This is a genomic window from Nocardia pneumoniae NBRC 100136 (assembly GCF_000308755.1).
Taxonomy (GTDB): Bacteria; Actinomycetota; Actinomycetes; order Mycobacteriales; family Mycobacteriaceae; genus Nocardia; species Nocardia pneumoniae.
In genome coordinates, this window is record NZ_BAGF01000069.1 from 88,957 (window position 1) to 103,948 (window position 14,992).

A 14,992-nucleotide genomic window follows, 5' to 3' on the forward strand; every position below is an offset into this window, starting at 1 on the left:
CGATGAGGGGCATGACGAACCCGATAACAACCGAAACCGGCACCCGCACCGCCGTCTGGCCCACCCTCACCTTCCGCGACGCCGCCGCGATGGAAACGTTCCTCGTCGAGGCGTTCGGATTCCAGCAGACCGCGCGCTACACCCGCGAGGACGACCCCTCCATCGTCGAACACGCCGAACTGCGCTGGCCGCTGGGCGGCGGCATCATGTTCGGCTCGGCGGGCAAGGACGACAGCCCCTTCGGCACCCGCCCGCCCGGCACCGACTCCGTCTACCTGGTCTGCGACGACCCGGACGCCCTGTTCGACCGCGCCACCGCCGCGGGCGCCGAGGTGGTCCGCGGCCTGCGCGACGAAGATTACGGCTCCCGCGGTTTCACCGTCCGCGACCCGGAGGGCAACCTCTGGAGCTTCGGCACCTACTGGGGGGCATAGCCTTCGCTCGGCCCGCTCCGGGCCGATCGAAGGCTCGAGGCAGCCGCTTGTGCGCCGGGCCGAGCGAAGTCGAGGCAGCCTCTCAACGGCCGCCGAGTCCCGACATCGCGATGCCGCGGATGAACGCGCGCTGGGCGATCGCGTAGATCACCAGCAGCGGAAGCAGGATGACGACCGCGGCGGCCATGAGGATCGGCCACTGGGTGTGGTACTGGCCTTGCAGCCGGATCAGGCCCAGTGTCGCCGTGGCGACGTCCTCGCGCTGGATCATCACCAACGGCCAGAGGAAGTCGTTCCACACGGTGATCCAGGTGAGCACGGCGAGCACCATGAGGGCCGGACGGGTGTGCGGGAGCAGGACCCGCCAATAGACCTGCCAGGTGGTGCAGCCGTCGAGGATGGCGGCCTCTTCCAGTTCCGTCGGCAGTGTGCGGAAGAACTGGCGCATCAGATAGGTGCCGAACGCGCTGCCGAAGAGGCCGGGCACGATCATCGCCCACGGGGTGTCCACCCAGCCGAACGCGCGCATCAGCAGGAACTGGGGAATCACCGTCACGGTCAGCGGCACCATCAGCGTGGCGAGGTAGGCCAGGAACAACATGTCCCGACCGCGAAAACGCAAGCGCGCGAACGCATAACCGGCCAGCGAGCAGAAGAAGACCTGCCCCGCCGTGACGCACAGCGCGTAGACCGTGGTGTTGAGCAGCATTCGCCCAAGCGGCAGCAGCTGGAAAACCTTCCCGTAGTTGGACCACTGCGGCCGCTCCGGAAGCAACGCGGCGTCGGCGATCTCACCGTCGCACTTCAGCGACCCGGACACCGCCCACAGGATCGGCAGCAGCGCACACCACGCGACGCCGACCAGCGCGGCGTACACGGCGGCACCCCGGACCACCCGCCGCACGATCGCCCGCTCGGCCCGGCCGCGCGCGACAACCGCGCCGCACCGCACCGGGAGCGCGCGCCGCACCACCTCGACAGCGTTCATTGCTCGACCTCCGCCCGCCGGGCCATCCGCAATTGCAGCAGGGTCAGCAGAAACAGCATCGCGAAAATCACCCAGGCGAGCGCGGAGGCGTAGCCCACCTCGTAGAAGCCGAACGCGTTCTGGAACAGCATGATCCCCAGCAGATAGGTGCCGGTCTCCGGACCGCCGTTACCGCCGGTCAGCGCGTACGCCTGATCGAAGGCCTGCACCGAATTGATGATCGTGATGATGAAGACGAACGACAACGGCCCTCGGATCAGCGGCAAGGTGATGGCGGAGAACCGCCGCAGCGCTCCGGCGCCGTCGATCTTCGCGGCTTCGTAGAGTGTCTCCGGCACGCCCTGCATGGCGGCGAGCAGGACGACCGTCGCGAACGGCACGCTCTTCCACACGGTGACGATGCTCAGCGACACCAGCGCCCAGTCCGGGTCGGTCAGCCACGGCACCGCGTCGATGCCGAACCAGCCGACCGCGACGTTCAGCAGACCGTCATCGGTGAACAAGAACCGCCACACCACCGCCATGGCGACGGCGGAAGCGACCAACGGCAGGAACGCTATCGTCCGGAAGATGCCGATACCGGCCAGCTTTCGGTTCAGCACCGCGGCGACCGCGAGTCCGATCACCACGGTGGGGACCAAAGTGAGCACCGTGAAAACAGCCGTGTTGCGCACCGCGATGAGAAACAGCGGATCGGATCCGAACAGCCTCCGATAGTTTCCCAGGCCGACGAACCGCATGGGGCCGAACAAGTCCCACGAATGGAAACTCAGATAGAGCGAAAACCCCAAGGGGAACAACAGGAAAACCGCTACGGCTCCCACATTGGGCGCGACGAATGCCCAACCAGCCCGTTCCCGCCGCCGCGCCAAGCGAGATGGTGCTTTGCTCGTGGTTTGCGATCGCTGCGCTCGGCTCATCGCGCCGCCAGGAGAGCGTCGACGTCGGAGGCGAACCGGCCGTTCAAGGAATCGGCGGTGGCGGCACCGCGCAGGACGCGGTTGGAGCCCCGCTCGAGCAATGCGGAAACCTTGCCCCAGACAGGTGTCACCGGCAGGGGCCGCGAGTTGGCCGGGCCGTCGGTGAACACCTCGAGATTCCGGATCTCGCGGTGCGCGGCGGCGAACCCCGGCGAACTCATGGCGGACTTCAGCACCGGAACGAACAGGCCGGACGCGGCGATGATCTCCTGTCCCACCGGCCCGGTCGCGAATTTGACGAATTCCCAAGCCTGTTCGATGCGCGGACTATCCGACGCAATGGACAGTCCGGTGCTGCCGACGTCGGTGATCGCGCCCGGACCGCCGCGCGGACCTGCGGGCAGTACCGTGACGTCGATGGCGAGATCATCGTGCCCGGCGAATTCGGAGTACAGCCAATGCCCGCCCAACGCCATGGCCGCCCGCCCCCTCCGGAACAGGTCCGGCGCCGAAACCGACAGCGTATCGGCGGCTTTCGGCGCCACGCGGTGGCGCACCGCGAGGTCGGCGTAGAACTGGAATCCTTCGGCGAAACGCGGATCACCGATATTGGTCCTGGTCGGATTCACCGACGGGGTGAACCATTCGGCGCCGTTGTTCATGCCGAAGCAGGCTGCTGAGAAGTAGGGCACCCAGGCGTCGGCGAAGCCCCACCGGGTCCGCCCCGACGAATCGCGCTCGGTCAAAGCGCTGGCGGCGGCGAGGAACTCGTCGAACGACCAGGCTTCCCGCCAGCGAGCGGGCGGCGTGATTCCCGCGTCGGCGAACAATTCGCGGTTGTAGTAGAGGAATACCCCCGACCATTGCTCGGGCAGGGCGTACTGACCACCGGCGTAGTTGAAGGTGTCGTAGAGTGCCGGGTAGCTGTCGACGCGCAACTGGGCAGCGTACTGCGGATCGCGCTCCAGCAGCGTGTTCAGATCCAGCAGCACACCGCGATCGGCCAAGCCGGAATACAGCAGCTCCCAGGCCATCAGCACGTCCGGGCACTTGCCGCCCGCGCAATAGGTGAGCATCTGCTGCATCGGGTCGGGACCCGACATGATGGTGCGAATCCGGATGCCGGGATGTCGCTTCCGGAACTCGTCGATGATCTTCAGCCGCACCCGCGCCTCTTCCGGCCTGGCCTGGAAGAAGAACGTCAGCGCGTCGTCATCGGAGCCGCAGCCGCCGGTCGCCAGCAGCGGGGCGGCCAGCGCCGACCCGAGCAGCGTCCGGCGACGGACCCGGGCGACGGTATCGGCAGGCAACACAGCCCTCCTCCAGGGCGGATGTGGACCTTCTTCGAACCGCATGGCAGCATACGTTCGGCTATCACAAGGTGACGGCTGACACATGAACAATATTTCACGCTGCTCGCCTGGCGGCCGGAATCGGCACGACGGTGATCATCGATCGGATACGTTGTCACGTGTTTCAGCAAGATCCTGCGCGTTTTACAGGAGAGTAGGCAGATGGCGACAATCGAATATCTGCGGACCGATCCCGATCTGCCGCCCGTCGGCGTGGTCGACAAGTCCCCGATCACGCCAGGCAAGAAATTGATCTTCGCCGGGATCGCCGTACTGGGCGCCATAGCCTGGGCGGTACTCGCCATCTCACGTGGCGAATCGGTCAACGCGGTGTGGATCGTGATCGCCGCGGTGAGCACGTACATCATCGCGTATCGGTTCTACGCCAGGTTCATCGAACGCAAGATCACCAAGCCGCGCGACGACCTGGCCACGCCCGCCGAAATCCTGGAGAACGGCAAGGACTACATGCCGATGGACCGGCGGGTGCTCTACGGGCACCACTTCGCCGCCATCGCGGGCGCGGGTCCGCTGGTGGGTCCGGTGCTGGCCGCGCAGATGGGCTACCTGCCCGGGACCATCTGGATCGTGGTCGGCGTGGTGCTGGCCGGGGCGGTGCAGGACTACCTGGTGCTGTGGATCTCGATGAAGCGGCGCGGCCGCAGCCTCGGTCAGATGGCGCGCGACGAGTTGGGCGTGATCGGCGGCTGGGCGGCCATCGTCGGCATTCTCGTGATCATGATGATCCTGCTCGCTGTGCTCGCGCTGGTGGTGGTGAACGCCCTCGCGCACAGCCCGTGGGGCGTCTTCTCGATCGGCATGACCATCCCGATCGCGCTGTTCATGGGTGTCTACCTGCGGTTCCTGCGGCCGGGCAAGGTCGGCGAGGTGTCCGCGATCGGGTTCGGTCTGCTGCTGCTGGCCATCGTGGGCGGCGGCTGGGTGTCGGAAACCGACTGGGGCGCGGACTGGTTCACGCTGTCGCCGGTGACCATCTCCTGGCTGCTGATCGCCTACGGCTTCTTCGCGTCGGTGCTTCCGGTGTGGTTGCTGCTGGCGCCGCGGGATTATCTGTCCACCTTCATGAAGGTCGGCACGATCGTCCTGCTCGCGGTCGGCATCCTGGTCACGCTGCCGGTGTTGCAGGCCCCTGCGGTGTCGAGCTTCGCCGGTTCGGGCAAGGGTCCTGCGTTCGCGGGCTCGCTGTTCCCGTTCCTGTTCATCACCATCGCATGCGGCGCGCTCAGCGGTTTCCACGCGCTGGTCTCCTCTGGAACCACGCCGAAGCTGCTGGAGAAGGAATCGCACGCGCGCATGATCGGCTACGGCGGCATGCTGATGGAGTCGTTCGTCGCGGTGATGGCCATCATCACCGCCTCGATCATCGACCAGCACCTGTACTTCGCGATGAACGCGCCGGTCGGGCTCACCGGCGGCACCGCGGAGAAGGCCGCGGCCTACACCAACAGCCTCGGCCTCAGCGGTCCCGCCGTGACGCCCGCGGAGCTGAGCCAGGCCGCGAGCGACGTCGGCGAGACGACCATCATCTCCCGCACGGGCGGCGCGCCGACGCTGGCGGTCGGCATCTCCGAGGTGTTCCACCAGTTCCTCGGCGGCGCGAGCATGAAGTCGTTCTGGTACCACTTCGCGATCATGTTCGAGGCGCTGTTCATCCTCACCACGATCGACGCGGGGACCCGGGTGGCGCGGTTCATGCTGTCGGACGCCCTCGGCAATTTCGGCGGCGCGGCCGAGAAGTTCCGTGATCCGTCCTGGCGGGTCGGGGCGTGGCTGTGCTCGGCGGTCGTGGTCGGCGCGTGGGGGTCGATCCTGCTGATGGGCGTCACCGATCCGCTGGGCGGCATCAACACGCTGTTCCCGCTGTTCGGCATCGCCAACCAGCTGCTCGCGGCGATGGCGTTGACCGTGGTGCTGGTGATTCTGGTGAAGAAGGGCCTGGCCAAATGGGCCTGGGTTCCTGGTATTCCGCTGGCCTGGGACCTCGCGGTGACCATGACCGCGTCCTGGCAGAAGATCTTCTCCGCGGATCCGAAGCTGGGTTACTGGAAGCAGCACAGCATCTGCCAGGCGGCACAGGAGGCCGGGAAACTGTGCCTGACCGCGAAGACCCCCGACGACATGAACGCGATCGTGCGCAACACCTTCATCCAGGGCACGTTGTCGATCGTGTTCGCGGCGCTGGTGCTGATCGTCGCGGTGGTCGGCGCGGTGGTCGCCTTCCGCGCCTGGCGCTCCAGCGAGACGACGACCACCGAGACTCCGGAGGAGCCGTCGAAGATCTTCGCGCCCAGCGGATTCGTCGCCACCGCGGCGGAGCGGGAAGTCCAGAAGCAGTGGGACGAGCTGATCGCGACCGGACAGGTGCGCGCGCCCGGCGCGGCGCACGTGCACGCGCAATGAGTAATTCCGCCGCCACGGGTGCCGACCGGTCCGCGCGACTGGTCGGCGCCCGGCTGCGCGCCACGGCCCGCGCCTGCGGGAACGGCGTTCGCGCCGGGATCTGGTGGTTCAACTCGATCCTGGGCGGGCGGGACTACCAGCGCTACGTCGAGCACCTGCGTCGCAGGCATCCGGACTGCGCGATTCCGACCGAGCGGGAGTACTGGCGGCAGCGCCATGCCGAGGCGGATCGCAACCCGGCCAACCGCTGCTGCTGAGCGAATTTTTTTCGGTGCGCGCCGCCGCATGTCGTTTTGGTGCTTCGCACTACTGCGCACCACGTATCAATGGTGCGATGTCATGACGCTTGTGCGAGGTGGCGACAGCACCCTGCATTGATGGCGGATTTCCGCTAGCACGGGTCCGCCGTAGCTGACATTGTGGTTGGCGTGACGATCACGGCATTGGACTTCGAACGGTGCTATCGGGCGGTGTCGACCCGAGACTCGCGATTCGACGGTCAATTCTTCACCGCGGTGCGAACCACTGGAATCTATTGCCGCCCTTCGTGTCCGGCGATCACCCCGAAGCGGGCCAACGTGTCGTTCCTGCCGACCGCCGCCGCGGCGCAGCAGGCGGGCTATCGGGCCTGCCGCCGCTGTCTGCCGGACGCCGCGCCGGGTTCACCGCTGTGGAACACCAGGGCGGATCTGGCCGCGCGGGCGATGCGGCTGATCGGTGACGGCGTCATCGAACGGGGTGGGGTGCCGGCGCTGGCCGCCACGCTCGGCTACTCGCAGCGGCAACTCACCCGGGTGCTGACCACCGAGCTCGGCGCGGGACCACTGGCACTGGCCCGTGCGCATCGGGCGCACACCGCGCGGCTGCTGATCCAGACCACCACGATGCCCATGTCCGATATCGCGTTCGCGGCGGGGTTCGCCTCCATTCGCCAGTTCAACGACACGGTGCGCGAGGTGTTCGCGGTCAGCCCCACCACCATGCGGACCGAGGCCCAGCGCGCGAGATCCGACGCGCCCGGTCGTGCGGCACCTCCCGCCAACGGCTCGCTCACACTGCGGCTGCCCTATCGGGAGCCGCTGGACCGCGCGTGGCTGGAGTGGTTCCTGTCCGCGCACGTCGTGCCCGGCATGGAGCTGTGGGACAGCGGCGCCTACACGCGGAATCTGCGCACGCCACACGGGCACGCCACGGTGCGGCTGAGTTTCCAGCGCGACCACGTGCGGGCCGAGTTGTCCCTGCACGACATGCGCGATCTGGCGCCGACGGTGGCGCGGCTGCGGCATCTGCTGGATCTGGACGCCGATCCGGTCGGGATCGATGAGGCGCTCGGCGTCGGGCCAGGGGCGCCAGGGCCGTCCCTGGAACGGCTGTCGGAGCACCACACCGAGTATTTGCCGGATGCCGGTGCGGGCTCGCCGCCGGATGCCGAGGCGATGCCCGAGGCCGACCGGTTCGGCGCGATACACCCGTCGTTCACGCCGGGTATCCGGGTACCCGGCTGCCTGGACGGTGCGGAACTGTTGCTGCGCACCATGATCGGGCAGCAGATCTCGGTCGCCGCCGCGGCCACGCACACCGCGCGGCTGGTCGAGGCGCTCGGCGAGCGAGTCGACGGTCCGATTCCGCTGCTGTTCCCGGCACCGGAGGTGATCGCCGAGCGCGGCGCCGAAGTCTTGACCGGCCCGGCGCGGCGGATTCGCTCCATCGTCGCTGCCGCGGAGGCGCTGGCCGCGGGTGAGCTGCTGCTGCACCAGGGACGTACCGCCGCCGACCTGCGCCGGGATCTGCTGGCGCTGGACGGCGTCGGGCCGTGGACGGCCGACTACGTGACCATGCGCCTGCTCGCCGATCCGGACGTCCTGCTGAGCACCGATCTGGTCGTCCGCCAAGGCGCGACCGCACTGGGCATCGATCTGACGGATACCGCGCGCTGGGCGCCGTGGCGGTCATACCTGTCGATGCACCTCTGGAAAGCGGCCCTGACCGACCGCGCCACGTCTACCAAAGTCCACGCGCTCGCCACCACGAAAGGCAGTGTCGAATCATGAACGCCAGCATCGCCGTTTCCTCCCCAGTCGCCGGAAAGGTCACCGGTACCGCGGATTTCGCGACTACCGACACCCCGCTCGGGCCGTTCACCGCGCTCGTCGACGCGGAGGGCGCGGTCTTGGCCTCCGGCTGGACTTCCGACGCGGAGAACCTGCGCGGCTTGATCCATCCCACGCTGCGCCCCGACCAGCTACGGCACCGCGATTCGCTGGGCGAGGTGACCAGCGCCGTAATCGCCTATCACGAGGGCGACCTCACGGCGATAGACCCGATTCCGGTTCGCCAGCGGTCCGGGGAGTTCCTGGTGCACGCCTGGGAGGTGCTGCGCAAGGTCCCCGCGGGCAGCCCGCTCACCTACACCGAGTTCGCCTCCCGCTCCGGCCGTCCCGACGCCACGCGCGCCGCCGCCAACGCATGCGCCCGCAACGCCGCCGCCCTGTTCGTGCCCTGCCATCGAATCCTGCGCATCGGCGGCGCGCTCGGCGGATTCCGCTGGGGGTTGCCGGTGAAGCGCTGGCTACTCGACCACGAAGGGTGAGCATCCTCGCCCCGGACCAGCCCGAGTCAGGCGATGGTCGCCTGTAGGCGGGAGCCGTTGCGGCCGCGGAGGACGTGCAGGCGGCTGGGGATGCGTTGGCGCATTTCGTCGACGTGGCTGACCACGCCGACCACCCGGCCACCGGCGCGGAGTTCGTCGAGGACGCCCATGACGGCGTCCAGGCTGTCGGCGTCCAGGCCGCCGAAGCCCTCGTCGATGAAGAGGGTGTCCAGCACGACGCCGCCGGATTCGGCCGCGACGGTGTCGGCTAGGCCCAGCGCCAAGGACAACGCGGCCATGAAGGTTTCGCCGCCGGAGAGCGTTTTGGCGGGGCGGATGGCGCCGGTGTAGTCATCGCGGATGTCGAGGCCGAGTCCGCCTCGGCGACCACGCGGACCGGCCTTGTCGGAGTGGACGAATTCGTAACGGCCGCCGGACATCTTGCGCAATCGCAGCGACCCCGCCTGTGCTACTTCTTCCAGGCGGGCGGCCAGGACATAGGAGTGCAGGGACATGTGGCGGTTGTTCGCGCCGCGCCCGGCGACCACCTCGGCGAGTCCTTTGAGCTCCTCGAAGGCCTGCTGGGCCGGTGCGATCCGGTCGACGGCGGCCCAGAGCTGGCCGCCAAGTTCCTCGAGCTGGCTCGCCCGCCTGCTGGCTTCGGCATGGGCGGCCACCGCGGCGTTCAGGCTGCTCTGCGCGGCCGCTACCTGCGCGTCGAGTTCGGCCAGGTCACCGGGCTCCAGCGTCGCCGCGGCCTGGATCTCCGGTTCCGCGAGCACGGCTTCCGCGTGGGCGCGGGCCCGGTCGGCCGCCAGGAGTTCGGCTTCGATCTCGGCCTGCCGCTCGGGCGTACGGGACGCGGCGGCGACGACCTTCGCGTATGCGGTCAGCAAGGCCACGTCGTCGCGCGGACCGCTCGCCGCGGTATCGCCACCCACTACGCCGGAACCCGGGTCGCCGCCTTCCACCGCTACGGCGGCGTCGACGGTCCGGCCTGCGCTCTCCGCCTGCTCGTCCGCGGTAGTCGCCAGGTGTATTGCGGGTAGAGAGCCGCCGACATCGGACGCGGAATCGCCGACTTGTCCTACTCGCTCGTCCCCGGCACCCGCCGGGAATGTTGCCGGCACGGAACCGCCGACACTGGACGCGGAATCGCCGACTCGCTCCTCCGAGGCACCCGCCAGGCGTGTTTCCGGTACGGAACCACCGACACCGGCGGCGGAGCCGACGACCTGCCCTTCCGTCACGAAACCGGCAGCGCGGGCGAGCTTTTCGACGCGATCGGCGACAACCGAGACCTGCTCGCGCGCCGCCACTGCCTCCGCGCGGGCATCGCGCAGCGCGGACGCTTCGGCGACGAGGGCGGTGAGCCGGGCGCGGCGGCGCTCGATGGTCTGGTCGGCACCGGCTGCGCTGCGCAGCCGCTCGGTGAGCTCGGTCAGGCGCTTCTCGGCGGAGTCGATGGTGGCGGCGACCGCGCTGCGGCGGGCGTCGCATTCGCGCAGCTCGTCGTTCAGGCGCGTCTCCTCGTCACGCAGACGGGCGAGCTCGGCGTTCAGGTCGTCGGCGTGCGCGGCCAGTTCCGCCGTGTCCTCGTAGCGGTCGGTGGCGGCGCGCAATGCGGCGGCGAGCTCGACGCGGTCGGTGTCGCCGCCACGCGCCACCAGCGCTTCGATCTCGCGCTCCAACCCGGTGATGCGGGCCAGCGCGCGGTCGCGGGTGTCCTCGGCCGCGCGCTCGGCGGCCGCGGCGGTCTCCTCCTCGTCCTTGGACACCGCGGTCGCGGTGGGCCGGGCGGGCGCGGGATGGTCAGCGGAACCGCAGACCGCGCACGGTATTCCGTCGACCAGTTCACCGGCCAGCTCGGCAGCCATTCCGGACAGCCTGCGCTCGCGCAGGTCGAGCACGAGTTCCTTGGCGTCGAGATGCGCGGTGCGGGCGGTGTCGAACTCGATTCTCGCGTGATCGAGCGCCGTTCGGCGCGCGGCCAGTTCGACGGCGGCGGTCGCGGCCGTCTGCAGCCGCTCGGTTTCCGCGGTCAGGCCGGGCAGCGCCGCGGCCGCCTCGGTCGCCTCGCGCGATCTGGCCTCCGCTCCGGCGAGCGCGGCGGGCAATGATTCGCGTCGCTGGGTGATTTCGACGATGCGTTCGGCAAGCGTGCTGTCCTCGGCCCGCAGCGCGACGAGCTCGTCACCCAGCCGAGTGGCGGTAGCCGCGTCGGCGCGCACTTCGTCCAGAGCGCCGATCTGCCCGCTCCACCGCTGGATCGCCGCGTCGATGTCGGCGTCGTCGCGTACCTGAGCGTCGTCATCGGGCCGGAGCAATTCGGCGCCACCGAGGTCGGCGCTCGCCGGTTCCCGCAGCCGTTCGGCCAATCGGATTGCAGCGCTTTTCTTTTCGCTTTCCCGCTGCCGCTGGTTTCGGACCGCCGCGCGCGCCTCGTCGATGGCCGCCGCGACCGGTTCGGCCCGGCGCGCCAGCTCGAGCTCGGCTCGCAGCGCGCCGCGCCGTTCGGCGTCGGCCGCGTGATCCTCCAGTTGCCGACGGGCCGCCGCCATGCGGCGGTGCAGGTCGTGCAGTCGACGCTGTTGTTCGGCCCGCTCACGGGTCCGCGCCGATTCCTGCTGGCAGCGTTCCAGCTCGGTGGCGGCGGCCGCGAGGTCGACGCGCGCGGCGGACAGCAGATCTTCCGACCAGGTGACGCACTCCGGCACCCCGGCCGAATCCGCCACCGCGGCTGCCATGCCGATCTGGGTGATCAGTCGCTTGATGCCCTCGGTGCGTGCGTCCAGATCGGCTTCGGCGGCGCGGCGTTTGTCGGCGAGCCACTGCTCAACGGTGCCGAAACGCTTGGTGTCGAAGAGCTTTTCGAGCAGCTTTTCGCGGTCTTCGTTGTCCGATCGCAGGAACCGCGCGAAGTCACCCTGTGGCAGGAGTACCACCTGGAAGAACTGGTCGGCGCTCATGCCGAGCAGGCGAAGGATCTCCTCGCCGATATCCACGATCCGAGCGAGATTTTCGCCGCGGCCGTCCAGCCAGGTCAGCGTGGCCTTGGCGGGCACGGTGCGCATGCCGGTGCCGTCTCGTTTGGGGCGCTCGAATTCGGGGCTGCGGGTCAGCCGCAGTCGCCGACCACCCAAGGTCGCCTCCAGCATCACCTGCGGCGGCGTGTTCTCCGGGGCGTGATCGGAGTGCAACCGCTTGCTTTCGCCGCGGGCACCGGGCACCTTGCCGTACAGAGCGAACGCGATCGCGTCCAGCACTGTGGTCTTCCCCGCTCCCGTCTGACCGTGCAGGAGGAACAGCCCGTCGGCACCGAGCGCGTCGAAGTCGACGACCGTGGTGTCGGCGTACGGGCCGAACGCGGTCATCTCGAGTCTGTGCAGCCTCATGCCGCCGCGCCTGAAGTGACCGCGCCTCGCCAGCGCTCGGATCCATCATGCGCGGTGCGCGCTGTTTCGATCATCAGCTCGGCCCTGCCCTGTGCTTGTGCTCGATTCCGGTACGGCAGCGCTCGGCTATGTCCATGGCTCGACCGCCGCGCTCGACGATGCTCGACTCTCGTACATGCGCGCGCTCGACTACGTCCGTCTACGTCCGTCGCGTCGCCGCACTTCCTCATTCCGGCAGCCCAGCGACGCCAAGTTCCAGCACACGCGAGCGCTCGGTGGAATCCCTGGCTCGCTCGCCGCGCACGCTCATGCGGACAGTTCCTCGGGCGCGGTCACCGCGGTCACCTGCTCGCGTTCCGCGACGGCGGCGGCGAGCGCGCGCTCCAGCCACGTCATCTCGCTCGGGGTCGGCGCGCCGCGGACGTCGGTGAGGAAGCTGCGGGCTACTTCGGTGTCGCGGCGGCCGTGCACCCGCTCACGGTAGCGCAGCTCCGGGTTGCCCTCCGGCCGCGCCCATTCCACGTGCACGGCATAGGGGAACCGTTCCCGCAGCTTGCGCATGGCGTCGACCGGGCGAGCGATATCGGTGAGCACCGCGGACACATAGTGCTGTTCGGCCGCGGTGTGCTGCTCGTCACTCAGCAGCTCGTCCAGGGTTCCGGTGAGTTTGCTCAGCCCCCGGATGGTCGGCAGATCCCGGCGCCGCACCGCAATCGAGCCGGGCGCGTCCAAGTCGACGATCCACACCGCCTTGCGATGCGAGTTCTCGGCGAACGAATACGGCAGCGGCGAGCCGGAGTAGCGGACCGACTCCGCCAGTGTCTGGGGCGAATGCAGGTGGCCGAGCGCCACGTAGTCGATGCCTTCGAAGGCGGCCAGCGGTACCGTCTCCACTCCACCGACCGAGATGGACCGTTCCGACCCGGTGGCCTCCCCACCGACGACGAAGGCATGCGCCAGCACGACCGTCCGCGCGCCCGGCCGCCGCGCGATGTCGGCGCGGATGCGTGCCATGGCCGCGTCCAGGATCTCGGCGTGCGAGCGGGCCTGCGGCACATCGAGTTCCGCCCTGGTGATCTCCGGTTCCAGGTACGGGATGCCATAGAATGCGACGAGCCCGTGCTCGTCCTGGAGGACCACCGGACGATCGGCGTCGGCGACCGTAGTGCGCAAGTGCAACCCGCCCGCCGCGGCGAAACTGGCTCCCGCGCCCAGCCGGGCAGGCGAATCGTGGTTGCCCGAGGTGGCGACGATCTGCGCCCCGGCCGCGCGGATGGCCTCGAACCCCCGGTTGCACACCGCGATCGCGTCGGCACTCGGGATCGACCGGTCGTACACGTCGCCAGGCAGCACCACCACGTCGACCGACTCCTCGGCCACCAGCTCCGCGATCGCGGTCAGTGAACGAGCTTGGTCGGCAAGCAGATCGACACCGTGAAACGTGCGCCCGATGTGCCAGTCCGAGGTGTGCAGCATCCGCATGCCGCGAAACCGTAGGGCAACCCACCGACAGACTTCAATCGCCCTGCCCGCTGTGTCGGGTTTGCCCAGCCACCGCACGGCGTGTCCGCCGGGACGGGAGCCATGTGTTCGGCCTCAGGACCTCGGTTCGGCCTGCGAATCGAATCATCGCACTTACGTTGGCCTTCCGAGCGCCGGACCACTGGCGACTCCAGATGCCAAGTCGCCATGTGGTATGTGGTCGAACGGCGACGCGATACGACACGGTTGCTCGCGCTATTTCTTGTCGGTGGCATGCGGCACTATCCGAGCTATGACCGCACCGATGCTCGCCGCGACACGGTATCCGCGGCCGGATTCCGCCTCGGGCAACTGGCGGGGCATACCCCACGGCCCCGGGCACCGCGCGCACGGCAGGGACGCTCGCCTCGCTCCATCGGCCAACAGTCAGCGCTTGCCACGGCAGTCGAGGTGGCCCGTATGACTGGGCCGTGATTTCCAGCCACCGGAGAGCGCGGACCATGGCGAGGACGACCGCTCGGGCGTCGTCGCGGCGCACCGCCGCGCTTGCACAGGTAGATACCCCTCGCGGAAAGGACTGGGTTGCGGCGCGGTGTCCCGAGCCGCCGCAGCGGTCGGCACTATCGCGTTCCGTGTGGTGGCCTTGCCGGGTGAGGAGCCCATCGTGGCAATCCGTGCCCGGGGCACGGCGCTCATCACTGGCGCGTAGTTGCTGAAGAATGCCGGTCGGCCGAGCTGCGTCATCGTGACGGTGACCCCGTCGCTGGGCGGCCTCGGATGGCGCAAGGGCTGGCCGGTCTCGGGCGGCGGTGCAGACCCGGCTGTGAGCCACACCACCCACCCCGGGTGACTGGCGATCACCCCGGAACGGATGGCCGCACAGGCGGCAGGGTGGTGGATGCTCTCGACCACGCCATGGCCTCGGTGGATGTCCAGGAGATGGTCATATGGCCGTGCCGCGACGCCGCCGAGCGCGGCGGCAACTAGGGTGCATAGCGTGGCTGCTTCCGAACGTGCGCGATCCCGGGTGCCCGCGCCGCAACGCTCGATCCTGCCGTCGGTGCCGGGGATCCCCGTCGGCGCGGCTGTTCTGATCGCGGTGGCCTGCACGTTTGTGGGATTCCTGATCGATGCCGGCGGCGGAGGCGGTGAGCTGACCGGCACGTTCGCCACCCTGTACATCCTCGGCTGCGTGGCGGCCGTAGCGGCCGTGCGCTACCGCGGGCTGTTCAGCACCATGGTGTTGCCGCCGCTGCTGCTGTTCGTCGCCGTGCCACTGGCCTATCAGCAGCTCACCGGGCGCGGCTCGACCTCGATGAAGGACATCCTGCTGAACCTGGCGATCCCGCTGGTGAACCGCTTCCCGACCATGGTGCTCGCCACGGTCGCCGTGGCCCTGATCGGCGGCGC

The 14,992-nt window shown here is 69.0% G+C and carries 11 protein-coding genes; 6 read left to right on the plus strand and 5 right to left on the minus strand.

The features are described from left to right. Positions 1 to 11: 11 nt before the first annotated feature. Positions 12 to 434, plus strand: a complete 423-nt coding sequence (locus tag ON34_RS22000; RefSeq protein ID WP_051022963.1) for a VOC family protein — start codon at positions 12 to 14, stop codon at positions 432 to 434. An 82-nt stretch (positions 435 to 516) separates the two neighbouring features. On the opposite strand, the gene ON34_RS22005 is transcribed toward ON34_RS22000, so the two are convergent. From ON34_RS22005 to ON34_RS22015, 3 genes are read right to left on the minus strand one after another with little or no spacing between them, the layout of a single operon-like run. Continuing rightward, positions 517 to 1,422: a carbohydrate ABC transporter permease gene (locus ON34_RS22005; protein WP_083889620.1), complete on the minus strand. Its 906-nt coding sequence runs from the start codon at positions 1,420 to 1,422 to the stop codon at positions 517 to 519. Then, the gene (locus ON34_RS22010) at positions 1,419 to 2,294 is read right to left on the minus strand and encodes a carbohydrate ABC transporter permease (protein ID WP_040782369.1); all 876 of its coding nucleotides are present in this window, start codon (positions 2,292 to 2,294) and stop codon (positions 1,419 to 1,421) included. The genes ON34_RS22005 and ON34_RS22010 overlap by 4 nt, the downstream gene beginning before the upstream one ends. Positions 2,295 to 2,338: 44 nt before the next feature. Next, positions 2,339 to 3,652 (minus strand): ABC transporter substrate-binding protein, encoded by a 1,314-nt coding sequence (locus ON34_RS22015; RefSeq protein WP_040782434.1) that lies wholly within the window; start codon positions 3,650 to 3,652, stop codon positions 2,339 to 2,341. Between the two features lie 204 nt (positions 3,653 to 3,856). Here ON34_RS22015 and ON34_RS22020 point away from each other — a divergent pair, with 204 nt between their 5' ends. The 4 genes from ON34_RS22020 (at position 3,857) to ON34_RS22035 (ending at position 8,705) form a co-directional block, all read left to right on the plus strand. Next, on the plus strand, positions 3,857 to 6,115 hold the full coding sequence (locus ON34_RS22020) for a carbon starvation CstA family protein (RefSeq protein ID WP_040782372.1): 2,259 nt from the start codon (positions 3,857 to 3,859) through the stop codon (positions 6,113 to 6,115). 53 nt (positions 6,116 to 6,168) lie between these two features. Further along, positions 6,169 to 6,372: a YbdD/YjiX family protein gene (locus ON34_RS22025; RefSeq protein WP_040782437.1), complete on the plus strand. Its 204-nt coding sequence runs from the start codon at positions 6,169 to 6,171 to the stop codon at positions 6,370 to 6,372. A 171-nt stretch (positions 6,373 to 6,543) separates the two neighbouring features. Then, the gene (locus tag ON34_RS35595) at positions 6,544 to 8,166 is read left to right on the plus strand and encodes a DNA-3-methyladenine glycosylase 2 family protein (RefSeq protein WP_051022964.1); all 1,623 of its coding nucleotides are present in this window, start codon (positions 6,544 to 6,546) and stop codon (positions 8,164 to 8,166) included. Next, on the plus strand, positions 8,163 to 8,705 hold the full coding sequence (locus tag ON34_RS22035) for a methylated-DNA--[protein]-cysteine S-methyltransferase (RefSeq protein WP_040782375.1): 543 nt from the start codon (positions 8,163 to 8,165) through the stop codon (positions 8,703 to 8,705). Before ON34_RS35595 ends, ON34_RS22035 begins: the two co-directional genes overlap by 4 nt. Positions 8,706 to 8,731: 26 nt before the next feature. On the opposite strand, the gene ON34_RS22040 is transcribed toward ON34_RS22035, so the two are convergent. Both ON34_RS22040 and ON34_RS22045 read right to left on the minus strand, forming a co-directional pair. Next, positions 8,732 to 12,100: an AAA family ATPase gene (locus tag ON34_RS22040; protein WP_040782377.1), complete on the minus strand. Its 3,369-nt coding sequence runs from the start codon at positions 12,098 to 12,100 to the stop codon at positions 8,732 to 8,734. A gap of 306 nt (positions 12,101 to 12,406) precedes the next feature. Next, positions 12,407 to 13,582: an exonuclease SbcCD subunit D gene (locus tag ON34_RS22045; RefSeq protein WP_040782378.1), complete on the minus strand. Its 1,176-nt coding sequence runs from the start codon at positions 13,580 to 13,582 to the stop codon at positions 12,407 to 12,409. 997 nt (positions 13,583 to 14,579) lie between these two features. Here ON34_RS22045 and ON34_RS22050 point away from each other — a divergent pair. Next, positions 14,580 to 14,992: DUF6542 domain-containing protein (locus ON34_RS22050; protein WP_373291964.1), on the plus strand; the 413-nt coding region annotated here is incomplete at its 3' end.

Excerpts from the sequence above, each read along its gene's own strand:
- ON34_RS22000 (WP_051022963.1), top strand. The coding sequence starts at position 12 with ATGACGAACCCGATAACAACCGAAACCGGCACCCGCACCGCCGTCTGG.
- ON34_RS22005 (WP_083889620.1), bottom strand. The coding sequence starts at position 1,422 with ATGAACGCTGTCGAGGTGGTGCGGCGCGCGCTCCCGGTGCGGTGCGGC.
- ON34_RS22035 (WP_040782375.1), top strand. The coding sequence starts at position 8,163 with ATGAACGCCAGCATCGCCGTTTCCTCCCCAGTCGCCGGAAAGGTCACC.
- ON34_RS22045 (WP_040782378.1), bottom strand. The coding sequence starts at position 13,582 with ATGCGGATGCTGCACACCTCGGACTGGCACATCGGGCGCACGTTTCAC.
- ON34_RS22020 (WP_040782372.1), top strand. The coding sequence starts at position 3,857 with ATGGCGACAATCGAATATCTGCGGACCGATCCCGATCTGCCGCCCGTC.
- ON34_RS22040 (WP_040782377.1), bottom strand. The coding sequence starts at position 12,100 with ATGAGGCTGCACAGACTCGAGATGACCGCGTTCGGCCCGTACGCCGAC.